General features: G+C 42.0%; 16 protein-coding genes, 1 pseudogene and 1 riboswitch. Of the genes and pseudogenes, 11 read left to right on the top strand and 6 right to left on the bottom strand.

Features of this window, described 5'->3' with window-relative positions:
- Positions 1 to 15: 15 nt before the first annotated feature.
- From PN499_RS25585 to PN499_RS25575, 3 genes are read right to left on the bottom strand one after another with little or no spacing between them, the layout of a single operon-like run.
- On the bottom strand, positions 16 to 402 hold the full coding sequence (locus PN499_RS25585) for a DUF1636 domain-containing protein (RefSeq protein ID WP_272035840.1): 387 nt from the start codon (positions 400 to 402) through the stop codon (positions 16 to 18).
- A gap of 56 nt (positions 403 to 458) precedes the next feature.
- On the bottom strand, positions 459 to 1,643 hold the full coding sequence (locus tag PN499_RS25580; protein WP_272035838.1) for a hypothetical protein: 1,185 nt from the start codon (positions 1,641 to 1,643) through the stop codon (positions 459 to 461).
- 49 nt (positions 1,644 to 1,692) lie between these two features.
- Positions 1,693 to 1,884 carry a CbtB-domain containing protein gene (locus tag PN499_RS25575; RefSeq protein WP_272035836.1) on the bottom strand — a complete coding sequence of 64 codons (192 nt, stop codon included), beginning with the start codon at positions 1,882 to 1,884 and terminating at the stop codon, positions 1,693 to 1,695.
- 22 nt (positions 1,885 to 1,906) lie between these two features.
- Positions 1,907 to 2,056: riboswitch (cobalamin riboswitch) on the bottom strand.
- 301 nt (positions 2,057 to 2,357) lie between these two features.
- Here PN499_RS25575 and PN499_RS25570 point away from each other — a divergent pair.
- The 5 genes from PN499_RS25570 (at position 2,358) to hpsL (ending at position 7,727) form a co-directional block, all read left to right on the top strand.
- Positions 2,358 to 2,570, top strand: coding sequence for a hypothetical protein (locus PN499_RS25570; RefSeq protein WP_272035835.1), 213 nt, complete (start codon positions 2,358 to 2,360; stop codon positions 2,568 to 2,570).
- Positions 2,567 to 3,016 carry a type II toxin-antitoxin system VapC family toxin gene (locus PN499_RS25565; protein WP_272035833.1) on the top strand — a complete coding sequence of 150 codons (450 nt, stop codon included), beginning with the start codon at positions 2,567 to 2,569 and terminating at the stop codon, positions 3,014 to 3,016. Before PN499_RS25570 ends, PN499_RS25565 begins: the two co-directional genes overlap by 4 nt.
- A gap of 64 nt (positions 3,017 to 3,080) precedes the next feature.
- Positions 3,081 to 4,130: a type 2 isopentenyl-diphosphate Delta-isomerase gene (gene fni / locus PN499_RS25560; protein ID WP_272035831.1), complete on the top strand. Its 1,050-nt coding sequence runs from the start codon at positions 3,081 to 3,083 to the stop codon at positions 4,128 to 4,130.
- Positions 4,131 to 4,195: 65 nt separating this feature from the next.
- Entirely contained in the window at positions 4,196 to 6,001 is a 1,806-nt protein-coding gene (gene sppA / locus PN499_RS25555; RefSeq protein WP_272035829.1) for a signal peptide peptidase SppA, read from the top strand.
- 61 nt (positions 6,002 to 6,062) lie between these two features.
- Entirely contained in the window at positions 6,063 to 7,727 is a 1,665-nt protein-coding gene (gene hpsL, locus PN499_RS25550) for a hormogonium polysaccharide biosynthesis protein HpsL (RefSeq protein ID WP_272035827.1), read from the top strand.
- Between the two features lie 218 nt (positions 7,728 to 7,945).
- Here hpsL and PN499_RS25545 read toward each other — a convergent pair whose 3' ends face one another.
- The 3 genes from PN499_RS25545 to typA all read right to left on the bottom strand — a co-directional run bounded on the left by PN499_RS25545 (position 7,946) and on the right by typA (position 11,390).
- On the bottom strand, positions 7,946 to 8,398 hold the full coding sequence (locus tag PN499_RS25545) for a hypothetical protein (protein WP_272035825.1): 453 nt from the start codon (positions 8,396 to 8,398) through the stop codon (positions 7,946 to 7,948).
- Positions 8,395 to 9,267, bottom strand: a complete 873-nt coding sequence (locus PN499_RS25540; RefSeq protein WP_272035823.1) for a ParA family protein — start codon at positions 9,265 to 9,267, stop codon at positions 8,395 to 8,397. Before PN499_RS25540 ends, PN499_RS25545 begins: the two co-directional genes overlap by 4 nt.
- A gap of 332 nt (positions 9,268 to 9,599) precedes the next feature.
- Entirely contained in the window at positions 9,600 to 11,390 is a 1,791-nt protein-coding gene (gene typA / locus PN499_RS25535; protein ID WP_272035821.1) for a translational GTPase TypA, read from the bottom strand.
- 121 nt (positions 11,391 to 11,511) lie between these two features.
- Here typA and PN499_RS25530 point away from each other — a divergent pair.
- The 6 genes and pseudogenes from PN499_RS25530 to PN499_RS25505 all read left to right on the top strand — a co-directional run bounded on the left by PN499_RS25530 (position 11,512) and on the right by PN499_RS25505 (position 13,697).
- A pseudogene (locus PN499_RS25530) lies at positions 11,512 to 11,857 on the top strand (type II toxin-antitoxin system RelE/ParE family toxin).
- 179 nt (positions 11,858 to 12,036) lie between these two features.
- The gene (locus tag PN499_RS25525) at positions 12,037 to 12,363 is read left to right on the top strand and encodes a type II toxin-antitoxin system RelE/ParE family toxin (RefSeq protein WP_272035819.1); all 327 of its coding nucleotides are present in this window, start codon (positions 12,037 to 12,039) and stop codon (positions 12,361 to 12,363) included.
- A 4-nt stretch (positions 12,364 to 12,367) separates the two neighbouring features.
- A complete protein-coding gene (locus tag PN499_RS25520; RefSeq protein ID WP_272035817.1) occupies positions 12,368 to 12,739 on the top strand; it encodes a helix-turn-helix domain-containing transcriptional regulator in 372 nt (123 codons plus the stop codon).
- 46 nt (positions 12,740 to 12,785) lie between these two features.
- Positions 12,786 to 13,124: a type II toxin-antitoxin system RelE/ParE family toxin gene (locus tag PN499_RS25515; protein ID WP_272035816.1), complete on the top strand. Its 339-nt coding sequence runs from the start codon at positions 12,786 to 12,788 to the stop codon at positions 13,122 to 13,124.
- Positions 13,117 to 13,485 (top strand): helix-turn-helix domain-containing transcriptional regulator, encoded by a 369-nt coding sequence (locus tag PN499_RS25510; protein WP_272035814.1) that lies wholly within the window; start codon positions 13,117 to 13,119, stop codon positions 13,483 to 13,485. The genes PN499_RS25515 and PN499_RS25510 overlap by 8 nt, the downstream gene beginning before the upstream one ends.
- Positions 13,482 to 13,697: a pentapeptide repeat-containing protein gene (locus PN499_RS25505; RefSeq protein WP_272035813.1), complete on the top strand. Its 216-nt coding sequence runs from the start codon at positions 13,482 to 13,484 to the stop codon at positions 13,695 to 13,697. The genes PN499_RS25510 and PN499_RS25505 overlap by 4 nt, the downstream gene beginning before the upstream one ends.
- The last annotated feature ends 23 nt before the right edge of the window (positions 13,698 to 13,720 follow it).

The raw sequence follows: 13,720 nt of genomic DNA, 5'->3' as shown, positions 1-13,720 counted from the left end.
GGGCGGCGTTATGGATTAATTTGGTAGCGGTGGAATCCGGGCAACGATGCCTTTTTTTAGCGGTTCTGGTCGCTCCGACCAAGGCAATAAACCATCAGCTTTGGCATAGTATTGGCTAGCACATTCTAGCACTGCGGCGGCACTTTCACCTTCGTTGGCGGGTAAGTCACCGAAGAGATAAGTGTATTTCCCAGAAGCGGCAAAAGAAACGGCACAAGAACGATTACAAGCACTCATACAGTTGACTTCTTGAATCTGGAAATCATCTCGCAATTCCCAATTTTTTGCTAAGTGCGAGACTTGTTCTAATAGGTATTCGCCGCCGCTTTTACCTTCTCGTTTTCCATCTTTCCAAATGCTGGAGCAGGTTGTACAAACAAAGAGAGTATGTTGAGTTTTCATCAATGAATCATCCTGAGAATTTAATCTAATTCCACCCTGATATTGGGGCAATAATTCTAACGATTTGCCGACGTGGGAAGCGAAAACCGACGGCGTTGCAGCCAGATACCTAGCATTAAACCAATTAAGATAATGCTGGTGAAGTAGCCGAGAACAATTAATCGCACCAGTAAAGGTGGTGCTATTCCTTCTACTCCTATTTCTTGGGAAACTAGGAAGGGTTGGAATTGGCGTTTGGCATTAGGTTGGGGAGAAATTTCTACTTCTATTTGGTGGGGGGCTCCGTCAAAAAATTGTTGTTTCCAAGCTAGTTTTCCGCTAGCATCTGGAAAGCCTTGGTAAGCAAAGGTAATCCATCGATCTTCTAGCTGAGTTGCTTTGATATTGAATTTTACGTCTGTGGCAGGTTGGTTTATTTGGGTGTCGATTACTTGCAGTTGGAAGTTGGCCGGTTGGCCGACGGTGGCGCTAAGATCGCTAGATAATTGCGCTTTAAATCCCTCAGATTGGACAATTCCTGAGCTATCAGGTTTAGCTTGATGATGAGAGATATGGGAGGCAGGCATGGACATATGAGATTGTGCGATCTCAGCGCTGATGTTGAGGTATAATAGCGATGCGATCGCGACAACGATTGCTGCGCTCAACAACAGTCTCACTCGTTGGGGAGCAATTTCTCCCGGCTGAATTTTTTGATCCCCTCCTATAATCCAACCTCCTGCTAACCCAACCAGGAGTAAAATTGCTGCTAGGATGCTAAAGTTACGATATTTTAACCAATTTTCAGGAACGGATAAAGTCAGAGTTTGCTGGATGGGAGCAAAGGCATTAGCCACAATTGGAGTAACATTTACCAACAGTTGATAAGTACCTCGAATTGGCAGCATTTGTTGAATTTGCAACTCACCTTTAGGAGCGTTAGCATTAATATCGAGTAACTTTGTTCCTTCAACAATCGGGAAATCTGTGGTAAACCAGGGATTTTTTGGGGGAGTGAGGATGGTTAAGTGAATTTGGGCATTTTCTAAAGGTTTACCTGCTTCATCTACTGCTTGCAGTGTCAATTTCACGGGTGACTGAGGCGCGGTAGCTTCTGCCTCAAATGGTACAATTTGACTTAGAGGCGGCTCTGCGCTCAGTCGGACTGTTGGTTTTGTTACTTGTGAAAACCCTACCCAACCATAGACAGTAATGCTCATCACAAAAATTATGATGAGCGGCATTAACTTGAATTTTGACATTTGAGTTTTGGTTTGTTACTATTAAAGCTGATGGCTATTTCTGACAGCTTTAATGGCAACTAACCATCAAAGTATGATGACGTAGAGAATGTACTTTGTTGTGAACTGCTGGATGGGTTGTGAAGTAAATTGTCCAGAGTGTTAAAGCACAGAGCGAGATATAGAGTGTCGCTTGTACTGGTTTAGATAGAGCAAAGTTTGCTGTCTGTTGCTGAACTGAAAGAAGTGATTGTGTAGTCATCATGTACCTCGCTGATGAATGTAGGACAATTAAAACAGTGGTGGGCATTCTGGCTAGGAGATTTGGGTGATTTCTCCTTTACAGTTGCGGGACAGCGTTGGATTTGCACCGAACTTTCCCCGTTACCTCTAGCGGCTGCTCCCCGCTAGAACCGACTGAGTTTTAGCATTGTATCACACTTGCTGTCTTTGAACAAAATATTTAAGACTGAGTAAAAATACTTAGAAATTGAGGGACAGCAAAGGTAGGTGCGATCGCAAGTGGCTGTGAGGATGCTAATTGCTCTCGAAATATTAATATAAATTAGCTTAAAATACTAATTAGTAATCCCAGCTCATGCCTGATGAAATTTGCGCTCGATTTAAAGTGTATTAGTTGATATCAATAGGCTATAGTAAGAAGTGCGATCGCACTAGCGGAGTAAAAAAGAGTTACAATAGTCTCCGTACCTAAACAACCTAGAGTTAAACAGCATGACTTCACAGCAGATAGAACAACAGATTCAAGCCAAAGCTATATCGTCACTAGAACCTCTAACTCCCGAACAAGTACAGAAGACTATTGATATGCTGGATGAATGGTGTAACGTTGATGAAGAAGAAGCTCAAGAGCAACGTGAAACCTTAGAATATTTAATGAAAGTAATTGACGAAGATCGCTCATCTTACAGAAAACTCTTTCCATGAAAACAGTTTTACTTGACTCCGGCCCCTTGGGACTTGTGACGAATCCCAGCGGGTCATCACAGGCTTTTGAATGTAAGCAATGGCTACAATCGCTGATCTCAACTAACTACCGAGTTCTTGTCCCTGAAATTGCCGATTATGAGGTGCGGCGTGAATTGCTGCGCGCTAACAAAATCAGGGGACTTCAACGCCTCGATAACCTCATAGATCAAATTGGCTATACTCCTATTACCAGAGAAGTAATGTTGAAAGCTGCTGAATTCTGGGCAGATGCAAGAAAACAAGGTCAACCAACAGCAAACAATCAAGCTCTGGATGCAGATGTAATTTTAGCAGCACAGGCTTTCACTATTAGCAATAAAGGTGAAAATACCGTTATCGCTACTACAAATGTTAGACACTTAACTCGCTTTGTTCCAGCTAAACTCTGGAATGAGATTACTTAAATTATACAAGATTTATCTCCCCACTCCCATTTATTGATACCTACCAAATTCAAAACTAACAAACGTGATACCATTAACGCCCCCAGCACAAACCCAAACTCGCAAAGCAGAACACATCCGTATTTGCCTCGAAGAAGATGTACAGTTTCATCAAACTACTAATGGACTAGAACGCTACCGTTTTACTCATTGTTGCTTGCCAGAATTAAGTTTAAGTGAGATTGATTTAAGTACAAAATTCCTCGGCAAAAAAATTGCTGCACCCCTACTAATTTCTTCTATGACTGGCGGCACTGAATTAGCCCAGACAATTAATTATCGCTTAGCAGATGTTGCCCAACATTATAAAATTGCAATGGGTGTTGGTTCTCAGCGCGTAGCTTTAGAAAAGCCGGAATTAGCTGATACTTTTACCGTGCGGCAGAGAGCTCCTGATATTCTTTTATTTGCTAATATCGGAGCCGTGCAGCTAAACTATAACTACGGTCTAGAACAATGCCAACAAGCGATCGATTTTTTAGAAGCAGATGCTTTGATTCTGCATCTCAATCCCTTGCAAGAGTGCATTCAAACTGAAGGCGATACTAACTTTAAAGGATTGCTTGATAAAATTTCTAAATTATGCTATAAATTGCCAGTACCAGTGATTGCTAAAGAAGTCGGCAATGGCATTTCTGGAGTAATGGCAATGAAATTACTCGAAGCTGGTGTAAGTGCGATTGACGTTGCGGGAGCTGGTGGCACTTCTTGGGCAAAAATAGAAGGAGAACGGGCAAAAAATGCTAAACAGCGCAGGCTAGGCACCACATTTGCGGACTGGGGAGTACCAACCGCCGAGTGCATTGTTAACGTCCGCACCGCAGCGCCAAAAGTCCCGCTAATTGCCTCTGGAGGATTGCGAAATGGGTTAGATGTAGCAAAAGCGATCGCGCTGGGAGCCGACATAGCTGGACTAGCATGGCCTCTACTACAAGCAGCAGCCGAATCAGAAGCAGCCGTTAACGAGCTAGTTGAAATTTTAATCGCAGAGATCGCCACAGTTCTATTCTGTACAGGTAGTTCTAACCTCCACGATCTAAAAAATTCTGGAGTTCTGTCAACTATTAACTGTTAACTATTAACTGTTAACTATTAACTGTTAACTGTTAACCACTAACCAATCACCACTAACCAATAACAATGAAAGATTTTCTAAAATATACCTTTGCTAGCTTACTTGGAAACCTGCTAGGACTTGGCCTTATTTTCACTCTAGGATTTGGGGGACTGGTGATTTTGATAGTTGCTGCTGCCTCCAAAGAATCAGGGCCACAAGTTAAAGACAAATCTGTAATTGTTTTAGACCTTTCACTAAACATTACTGACTCCAAACCTAACACTACCATCGGAGAAGCGCTCTCTGACGACCGCTCAGACAGTATGACTCTCCGAAGCGTTTTAGATGCTTTAGAAACAGCTAAAAAAGATCCAAAAATTGTCGGACTATATCTTCAAGGTAGTGCCGATAGCGGTAGTACAGGCTGGGCAAACCTCCAGGAAATACGCTTGGCTCTCCAGAATTTCCAAAAGTCAAAAAAACCCATTTTTGCCTATGATATGGACTGGACAGAACGGGAATATTATCTCGGTTCAGTTGCGAACACGATTGCTGTCAACCCTCTTGGGGGTGTAGAAATCAACGGTTTTAGCAGCGAACAGATGTTTTTATCAGGTGCGCTGGAAAAATTTGGCATCGGCGTACAAGTTACCCGTGTGGGCAAATATAAGTCAGCCGTAGAACCATTTTTGCTCAAAAAAATGAGCCCAGAAAATCGGCAACAAACAGAAAAATGGTTGGGAGATATTTGGAGCGAATTTCTGAATACAGTTGCACAGAACCGGAAATTAAAAACAACGCAATTACAAGCGATCGCAGATAATCGCGGCACCTTAATGGCAGATGAAGCTCTCAACAGCAAACTGATTGATAAAGTCGCTTACTTTGATGAAATAGTTGCAGAACTCAAGAAACTCACAGGAGTAGATCGGGAGGATAAATCTTTCAAGCAAATCACCCTGAAAAACTATACTAAAATTGGTGAAAACAAAACCAAAAATGCTCGTGCTGACGATAAGAAACAAATTGCAGTGATCTATGCTGAAGGTGACATCGTTGACGGCGAAGGCAGCCAAACTCAAGTAGGAGGCGATCGCATTGCTAAAGAACTGCGAGAACTGCGAGAAAATGAAAACGTTAAAGCAGTAGTCCTGCGCGTCAACAGTCCCGGTGGTAGCGCCACCGCCTCTGAAGTAATTGGCCGAGAAGTAGTGCTCACCCGCAAGAAGAAACCAGTAATAGTTTCAATGGGTAACTTAGCAGCTTCCGGCGGTTATTGGATCTCGATGAATGCCAACCGAATTTTTGCCGAACCCAATACAATTACGGGTTCTATTGGCGTTTTTGGTTTGCTGATGAATGCCCAAAAGCTAGCAAATAACAATGGCATTTCTTGGGATAGTGTAAAGACTGGTCGCTATGCCGATTCAGAAACGATTTCCCGCCCCAAAACTCCTCAAGAATTAGCCAATATACAGAGAGTAGTCGATCGAATTTATGACCGATTTACCCAGAAAGTAGCAGAGTCCCGTAAGCTCCCCTTGACCAAAGTACAAGAAATTGCTCAAGGGCGAGTTTGGTCGGGTTTGGCGGCGAAGCAATTGGGTTTAGTCGATGAAATCGGAGGTATAGAAAACGCGATTCAAGCAGCCGCAAAGCAGGCTAAGTTAGGAGATAATTGGCACTTAGAAGAGTACCCTAAACGCCGCAGTTTAGAGGAACGAATTTTGGAAAGATTGTCAGGAGTCCGCATTTCTAAACCAGATACAAGGCTCGATCCTCTGACGGCAGAGTTTAATAAATTTCAGGATGAACTGGTGATTTTAAGATCTATGAATGACCCTCATGGCATTTATACTCGTTTGCCTTTTAATTTGCGAATTGATTAACAGTTAATAGTTAACAGTTAACTGTTAACCGTTAACCGTTAACTGTTAACCTGATTGAGTAATGTTGAAAAGTAAGCGCAAATCCAAGAAATCGAAACAGAAGCCAAGCATTACTAAAACCCCAAAACTCACCAAGAAGGCACTAGCTGTACAAAAGCGCAAAGCAGCACGCCAAAAGCAAGAAGCCATAAAAGCGTTCGCTACTTTTGGCTCGATTGGTGCAGTAATTGGGATGATTTTCTTATTACTAGGTAAGGTTAAAATAGCTATTGCTGGGGGTGGCGGTGCGGCAATTTTAATGCTTTCCTATAAATATCCTCGTCAAGCTCTTTGGGCTTTTTTCATCTACTTACCTTTCAGTGGTACAGTTACTTACTGGATCGGTGGTGGCAATGCAATTTTCCAAATAGCTAAAGATGCTTTTTACATCCCAGCTCTAATTGCACTGATTCAAAATTGCAAAAAGAAAAGGCTACCTTTTTTAATTCCTAAAAATTTGATTCCCACTTTTAGTATTGTCTTGGGTTTTGCATTCTTGACTCTAATTTTCGCTAATGGAGGATTGCAGCTTAACCCTGGACGTGACAAACCTATATTACAAGGAATTCTAGGATTGAAAGTGCTGCTCGGATACTCGGCACTAATTCCTTGTATGTATTATCTAATTCGTAATAAACAGGATTTGTTATTTTTTACCCGGATGCACTTGCTGCTGGCAATCGCTTGTTGTACTCTCGGTTTTATTCAATATTTTATGTTAACAAGTGGGAAATGTCCAGGCACTAGAGGACTGACGGGAGAGCTGTTATTTAAAGCAACTTTAACTGCCAAGTGTTTTGTGGGAGGCTCGCTTGTATTTAGTCCAGAGGTAAACATGATTCGCCTACCTGGGACGTTTGTAGCACCTTGGCAGTGGGCGTGGTTTTTAATTGCTAATGCCTTTTTAACTTTCGCTTCTGCCTTTAGCGATCCTTCCTTGTGGTGGCGGATGATGGGTTTAGGAGGTATGGCATTAGTGTTTATAAATGCTGTTATTTCTGGTCAAAGAGCTGCCTTAATTGTTGTTCCGGTTGCTATTGTGATTCTACTAATTCTTACAGGTGAATTGGTTAACTTTAAGCGGTTTATTCCGATTGGCGTAGGTTTAACCATTCTCCTCTGTATAGGTGCTGCCACTAACCCACAAATAGTTGAACAAAGGTGGGAGAGTTTTGTCAGTCGTTGGAATGCTGCACCACCTCAACAATTTCTATTTAATCAATTTCAGCAAAGCCATAATTTTATTGACGGACATTTATTAGGTATCGGGTTGGGTAAAGCTACCAATTCCACCCGTTTTTTAGGTGCTACACAGTTAATTGAAACCTACCAACCCAAGCTGATATACGAACTTGGCTATCCTGGTGCAATTGCATTTCAGGTGATGTTTTTACACTTAACTTTCCTAACTTTCAAAGCTTACCGCTCTGTGCGAGACCGAAGTTTGCGAATTTACGGGGCTAGTTTTTGGGTATTTATTGGCTTTATTAGCATCAATCCTCAATACTATCCTTTAGATGTCGATCCAGTAACGGTTTATTACTGGATGTTGGCAGGAGTGGTCTTTAAGTTACCCAAAATTGAGCAGCAACTAGAAGCTGAAAAATATCAAAAACTCGTGCTAAAAAATTTATCAAGAGGCCAACAGCTTAAAGAGAAAAAAATTATAGAAAGCTCTCCAATTTAAGTGTTGAAAACTTTATATACAGGACTTATGCAGGTCGTCCCAGAAACCGGGTTTTTGAGAGAATCTGTGGGTGCAGGCGAAGTATTTTTGTAAAAAACCCGGTTTCTTTAGTTGGGTGCGTAAGTCCTGTATATAGCAATCGTCTTAGCAGTTAGGACGTTATGAATTCCTAAAACCATTCATTCTATTCCCTTCTTCCCCTAGCCCCTAATCCCTAGCTATAGCATCTTGCGGTCAATATGCCGTGAAAGCATCAAACTCTGTTTGATTCTGCCAAGAATAGCATCAAGCATTTTTTTCCGTGAGTGAGTTTTCCCTCTCACAGATGCACCTAATTCCCAGCAGAGAAGGTTAAGATCGTTTAAGTTCATATCCGACAATTTCTGCTTCACTGCTTCCTCATTTCCGTCTTTAGCTTTTAAACGGAGTTCTTCATAAACTTCTAATACTTGTTCAGGAGATAAATTCTGAGATTCGTTAGCATTTGAAGTGAGTTGAGATACTTTGGATTCCGAGTTTTTTGGGGCAGAATTTAATCCACGCTTCACCTTAGTTTCAATCCGAGTCAATTTTCTAGAAACTTCTCGCATTATTGCTTTAAGTTCAGTAATTTCGTCAGTTAGCTCTACAATCTCTTCGTCATCATTCTGAAATAGTTCTTCTTTCTTCATTTCAGGTACTCCGCACATTCGCGCCACAATTCGTCAAAGTCTGCTACTATGTCTGCGGGTAATTCTCCTTCATTTATTGCCCGTTTAATTCCCACAGTTTCTCGAATAGTAGATTCCAAAAACTTAATTGGTATGTTATTCTCTGCGGCTGCTTCAGCGCAAATCCTCTTATCCTCTCTCATGTAAAATTGTACTTCATTTGTCAGAAGACCTCCGTAGGTTTTGGCTTTATTCATAAATACAGCTATTTTGGGAAAAGGAAAAGGTTCGATTCTTCTTTTGAGAGAGTTGAGAAGTAAGCTCAATCCTCTGGAACCAAAATAATCAGGATTTACAGGAATTAATACCAAGTCGCAGCAGGAGAGTACGCTGTAGGAAAGTAGGTTAAAGGAAGGAGAACAGTCAAAAAGGATAAAGTCATAATTTGGTAAATGGGAAGAATTAACAATTTTACCAACAAATCGGCGGATGAAGTCTTTAACATTTTTTGCCTCAAATCCCTCAAGCTCTAGCCAGTACAATTCTTCAACTGAAGGGATAAAATGTAGCTGCTCATCAATTTCGTATATGGTATCAACCCCGACGGGAAATTTAAAATTTTGTCCAGCTTTTTTAAAGACCTCTAGAGCATCATAAATGGTTTGGCGATATTTAATAGATCTTTCGTACCACTTGCCAAATTTGTCATCTAAATGACCTGTATTTTCATTTAGTCCGATGGCTTCAGTTAATGACATTTGTGGATCTAGGTCAAACATTAAAGTTTGCCAGTTTGTTTCTTCGGAAAGCACTTTTCCTAGACACCAACTGACTGTGGTTTTTCCTACACCACCTTTAAAATTGATAACTGCTATTGTTTTAGGGCTCATGGATGCTCTGGTTTAAGTTTTCTGTAAGTATTTATTAAAACATATTATTGGGATTAGGAGAGATGGCGATCGCGCCTACTCTTTAATATTTCCCCACTCACCGAACTAAGTTAGCTTTTAGTGTTATTATCATGCTATCGTTAGATAATATATTTATCTTTTCACGCATCGCACATAGCTATAATTAAAAATTTTCGAGCGATTCACAGCTCTTATAATATCTGATGCTGGAGAGCGATTACAAGCTCAGTTATAGTATCTATAAATTTTATAACTTCCGCCACACTCTTTTACCCAGAAAACAAAGGGTGGGAATTACCCACCCTTAAATTTTAACGCTTCACCAACTTCTTACTCAGCTTCCGCAAGCGAATTGACTGAGGCGTTACCTCCACCAACTCATCGGGCCCAATATACTCCAAAGCACGTTCCAAACTCATATCTACAGGTGCTTGCAATTGTACTAATTCCTCACCCCCAGAGGCCCGGTGATTCGTTAACTGCTTCGACTTGCAAATATTGAGTTCTAAATCTTCACCGCGATTATTTTCACCAATAATCATCCCCCGATAAACCTTGGTTCCGGGAGTGATGAAAAACACGCCGCGATCTTCAGCATTTTGCAATGAATAATAAGTGGCGATTCCCTCTTCAAAAGAAATCAAAACCCCATTGCGACGGGCTGCAATTTCACCACCAAGGGGGCGATAATCAAGGAAACTATGATTCATAATTCCAGCGCCGCGAGTCAAACGCATAAACTCGCCTCGGAACCCAATCAAACCGCGTGCGGGAATTGAAAATTCTATTTGAGTGCGGCCATTTCCACCAACGTGCATATCCTGCATTTCTCCCTTGCGTTGGCCGAGACGTTCGATACAACCACCCACAGCTTCTTCGGGAACGTCTAAGACCAAACACTCGAAGGGTTCGCAAGGACGACCACCGACTTCGCGGTAGATTACTTGCGGTTGAGAAACTTGGAACTCGTAACCCTCGCGGCGCATATTTTCAATTAAAATACCCAGGTGCAATTCGCCGCGTCCCGATACTAAGAATTTGTCGGGAGAGTCGGTTTCTTCTACGCGCAAAGCAACGTTAGTTTCTAATTCTCGCATTAAGCGATCGCGCACTTGCCGGGATGTCACCAGCTTCCCTTCCTGACCCGCAAATGGTGAATCGTTCACCGAAAATGTCATCTGTAAGGTCGGTTCGTCAACCTTAATCAAGGGTAAAGCTTGCGGATCGTTGGGACAAGTAATCGTTTCCCCAATATTCGCCTCGGCAAAACCGGCCACTGCGACAATATTACCCGCAGAAGATTCTGGAATATCAATCCGCTTCAGACCGTCAAATCCCATCAGTTTTGTAATTTTGGATTTGATAATTGCACCGCTTTCTGTGATTAAAGCCGCTTGCTGACCGATTTTAATTGTACCGTTGTGGATGCGGCCGATCACAATTCGCCCTACATATTCGGAATAATCCAAAGTAGTGACTTGTAATTGTAGCGGTTTTTCAGGGTCGCCAACGGGTGGCGGAACATGGTCTAAAATTTCTTCAAATAGCGGTTTCATGTCCACACCTTCATCTTCAAGGTGTTTTTTAGCGTAACCCGTTAAACCGGAACCGAATAAGTAGGGAAATTCACACTGATCGTCATCTGCACCTAGTTCAAGAAATAAATCTAAAACTTTATCAACTGCTTTGTGGGGGTCAGCTCGTTCGCGGTCAATTTTGTTGACAAAAACAATCGGTCGCAGTCCTTTTTCTAAGGCTTTTTTGAGCACAAATCGGGTTTGTGGCATCGGCCCTTCGTTGGCATCTACAATCAATAAACAACCGTCTACCATACCGAGCACTCGCTCAACTTCGCCACCAAAGTCAGCGTGTCCGGGGGTATCAACGATATTAATCAGAGTTTCTTTGTAGGTAACGGCCGTATTTTTGGAAAGGATGGTGATACCGCGTTCCCGCTCGATGTCATTGGAGTCCATGACGCAATCTGGAATTTCTTCCCCTTCACGGAAGATGCCGGATTGTCGGAGTAGAGCGTCTACAAGGGTAGTTTTGCCGTGATCTACGTGGGCGATGATAGCTATGTTGCGAATGGGAAGACTCATAAATTGCGTCTGGGACGTTCAGAGCGTTAACTAAAGATTTCTTAACAATTATAGCTTATGTGGTCAAGGGGTGTGTAGGGCGGCTGTATTATTTGGATTACTCAGCGGTTAGGATAAAAGCATGACAGTACCACTGAGGGTCATTCAGCGCTATGTTACAGCCGACGGCAGAAATCTTTTTGCAGAATGGCTTAGTTCCCTTGGCGATTTGGGTGCGATCGTCAAAGATCGAGCAAAGACTTGACCTCGTTTGCTTAGGCAATTTGGGAAACTTTAGGTCTGTAGGAGAAGGAGTCTGCGAATTAAAAATTGATTATTGCCCTGGCTATCGGGTGTATTTTGCACAAATAGGAGCAACGATAGTGCTTCTCCTCTGTGGTGGGGATAAGGGCACTCAAGATCGAGATATCCGCAAAGCCAAGGAGTATTGGATAGATTATGAACAACGTGAAAATGCCTACGAGTGATAGCTATTAGGATGATCTGATTGAAGCTCTTAAAGATAAGATACACGCTGCTGCTTACCTCACAGTGCATTTGGAAGGAGAAGGGGAAAATATTGATCCAGGTGCTGAATTGGCGGAGGTTGGTAATGTTTAACATTGCAGGTTTACGAGGGGAGTATTCAGCATCTATAATCTAAGTTATGGAAGTAACACCAAAGGAAATTAAGCGTTATGTTATCGCCGATGGCCGAGTACCTTTTGATGAGTGGTTTGATTCGCTGCGGGATTTCAACGCTATACTTAGGATTGAAAAACGGCTTGAGCGAGTTGGAAATGGTAATTTAGGGGATGCTCCCTCGGTGGGAGAGGGGGTCTGTGAGTTGAGGATAAATTATGGCCCTGGCTATCGGATTTATTTTGGAAAAGTTGGAGAAACAATTGTACTTTTGCTGATAGGTGGAGATAAAAGCACTCAAGAGCAAGACATTCGCAAGGCTAAGGAATACTGGAATGATTACAGGAGTTAATAACATGATTAAAAGTTTACCTTACCATCCCTTTAAAATTTCCCATCTCAAAGATCCGATCTACTCTGCTGGCTATATCACGCTACTTTTGAATGAAGAAGAAGAGGGAGATTTAGAGCTTGGTATTTTGATCTCAGCGTTGAGAGATATATTTGAAGCTCTGGGGGAACCAAATATGTCGGCGGAGGAAGCTAAATTACATTTGGAAAAACTAGATAATTTGTTGTCTGATAAAGGCAGTGAAACGATTTATGCGTTAGCAAATTGGTTGAAGGCTGTGGGATTAAAGTTAACAGTTTCAGTGGCTGAAGCGGAACAAGTGGAAGGGGAAAATATTGATATAGTTGCTGAATTGGCGGAGGTTGGTAATATTTAAAATTGCAGGTTTACGATGGGAGTATTCAGGATCTATAATCTAAGTTATGGAAGCAACACCGAGGGAAATTCAGCGTTATGCCACCCCAGATGGCAGAATTCCTTTCTCGGAGTGGTTAGACTCCCTCCGCGACTTTAAAGGCAAAGCTAAGATTATTAAAAGGCTTGAGCGGGTTAGCAGTGGCAACCTTGGAGACTATCACTCCCTGGGAGAGGGAGTCTGGGAATTTAGAATTGATTTTGGCCCTGGCTATCGGGTCTATTTTGGACAAGTAGGAGCAACTATAGTGCTTCTGCTATGTGGTGGAGATAAAAGCACTCAAGAGCAAGATATTCAAACGGCTAAGGAATTTTGGATAGAATACAGGAGTAGAGAAAATGCCTAAAAGTTTGCCTTACCATCCTTATAAGATTCAATCTCTGAAAGATTTTGTATTTGCTGCTGCTTACCTTACTGTCATTTTTGAAGAGGAAGAAGGAGATTTGGAACTGGGAATTATGCGAAATGCAATGAGAGATGTATTTGAGGCTCTAGGGGAACCAAATATGTCGGCTGAAGATACTAAATTGCATTTGGAAAAATTAGATAATTTGTTGTCTGGTAAAGGCAGTGAAACGATTTATGCGTTAGCAAATTGGCTAAATACTTTGGGATTAAAGTTAACAGTTTCAGTGGCTGAAGCGGAACAAGTGGAAAGGAAAAATATTGATTCTGTTGCTGATTTGGCGGAGGTTGGTAATGTTTGATATCTTGCACCATTGTCAAAAAGCGGCAAGCATCTTTACATTATGCAAAACTGGGTGGTGCTGACCTAATTTCAGCCGACCTCCGCGCAGCAAACTTAAGCTTTGCAGACTTATCTGGTGCAAACTTAACAGATGCAAAAATAGGGGGCGCTAACTTTCAAAATGCCAAGCTTACTGGTGCAATTATGCCAGATGGCTCCACTCACGAATAAAAAATGTAGGGTGGGCATTGCCC

Origin of the sequence: Kamptonema animale CS-326 (genome assembly GCF_028330895.1) — a bacterium.
Classification (GTDB): Bacteria; Cyanobacteriota; Cyanobacteriia; order Cyanobacteriales; family Microcoleaceae; genus Kamptonema; species Kamptonema formosum.
Note: the sequence above shows the minus strand (reverse complement) of the source record. Positions and strands in the feature narration are given on the sequence as shown.

What these genes read in the sequence shown, in the direction of transcription:
- PN499_RS25585 (WP_272035840.1), bottom strand. Translation starts at nt 402, where the DNA reads ATGAAAACTCAACATACTCTCTTTGTTTGTACAACCTGCTCCAGCATT.
- PN499_RS25580 (WP_272035838.1), bottom strand. Translation starts at nt 1,643, where the DNA reads ATGTCAAAATTCAAGTTAATGCCGCTCATCATAATTTTTGTGATGAGC.
- PN499_RS25575 (WP_272035836.1), bottom strand. Translation starts at nt 1,884, where the DNA reads ATGACTACACAATCACTTCTTTCAGTTCAGCAACAGACAGCAAACTTT.
- PN499_RS25570 (WP_272035835.1), top strand. Translation starts at nt 2,358, where the DNA reads ATGACTTCACAGCAGATAGAACAACAGATTCAAGCCAAAGCTATATCG.
- PN499_RS25565 (WP_272035833.1), top strand. Translation starts at nt 2,567, where the DNA reads ATGAAAACAGTTTTACTTGACTCCGGCCCCTTGGGACTTGTGACGAAT.
- sppA (WP_272035829.1), top strand. Translation starts at nt 4,196, where the DNA reads ATGAAAGATTTTCTAAAATATACCTTTGCTAGCTTACTTGGAAACCTG.
- hpsL (WP_272035827.1), top strand. Translation starts at nt 6,063, where the DNA reads ATGTTGAAAAGTAAGCGCAAATCCAAGAAATCGAAACAGAAGCCAAGC.
- PN499_RS25545 (WP_272035825.1), bottom strand. Translation starts at nt 8,398, where the DNA reads ATGAAGAAAGAAGAACTATTTCAGAATGATGACGAAGAGATTGTAGAG.
- PN499_RS25540 (WP_272035823.1), bottom strand. Translation starts at nt 9,267, where the DNA reads ATGAGCCCTAAAACAATAGCAGTTATCAATTTTAAAGGTGGTGTAGGA.
- typA (WP_272035821.1), bottom strand. Translation starts at nt 11,390, where the DNA reads ATGAGTCTTCCCATTCGCAACATAGCTATCATCGCCCACGTAGATCAC.
- PN499_RS25525 (WP_272035819.1), top strand. Translation starts at nt 12,037, where the DNA reads ATGGAAGTAACACCAAAGGAAATTAAGCGTTATGTTATCGCCGATGGC.
- PN499_RS25520 (WP_272035817.1), top strand. Translation starts at nt 12,368, where the DNA reads ATGATTAAAAGTTTACCTTACCATCCCTTTAAAATTTCCCATCTCAAA.
- PN499_RS25515 (WP_272035816.1), top strand. Translation starts at nt 12,786, where the DNA reads ATGGAAGCAACACCGAGGGAAATTCAGCGTTATGCCACCCCAGATGGC.
- PN499_RS25510 (WP_272035814.1), top strand. Translation starts at nt 13,117, where the DNA reads ATGCCTAAAAGTTTGCCTTACCATCCTTATAAGATTCAATCTCTGAAA.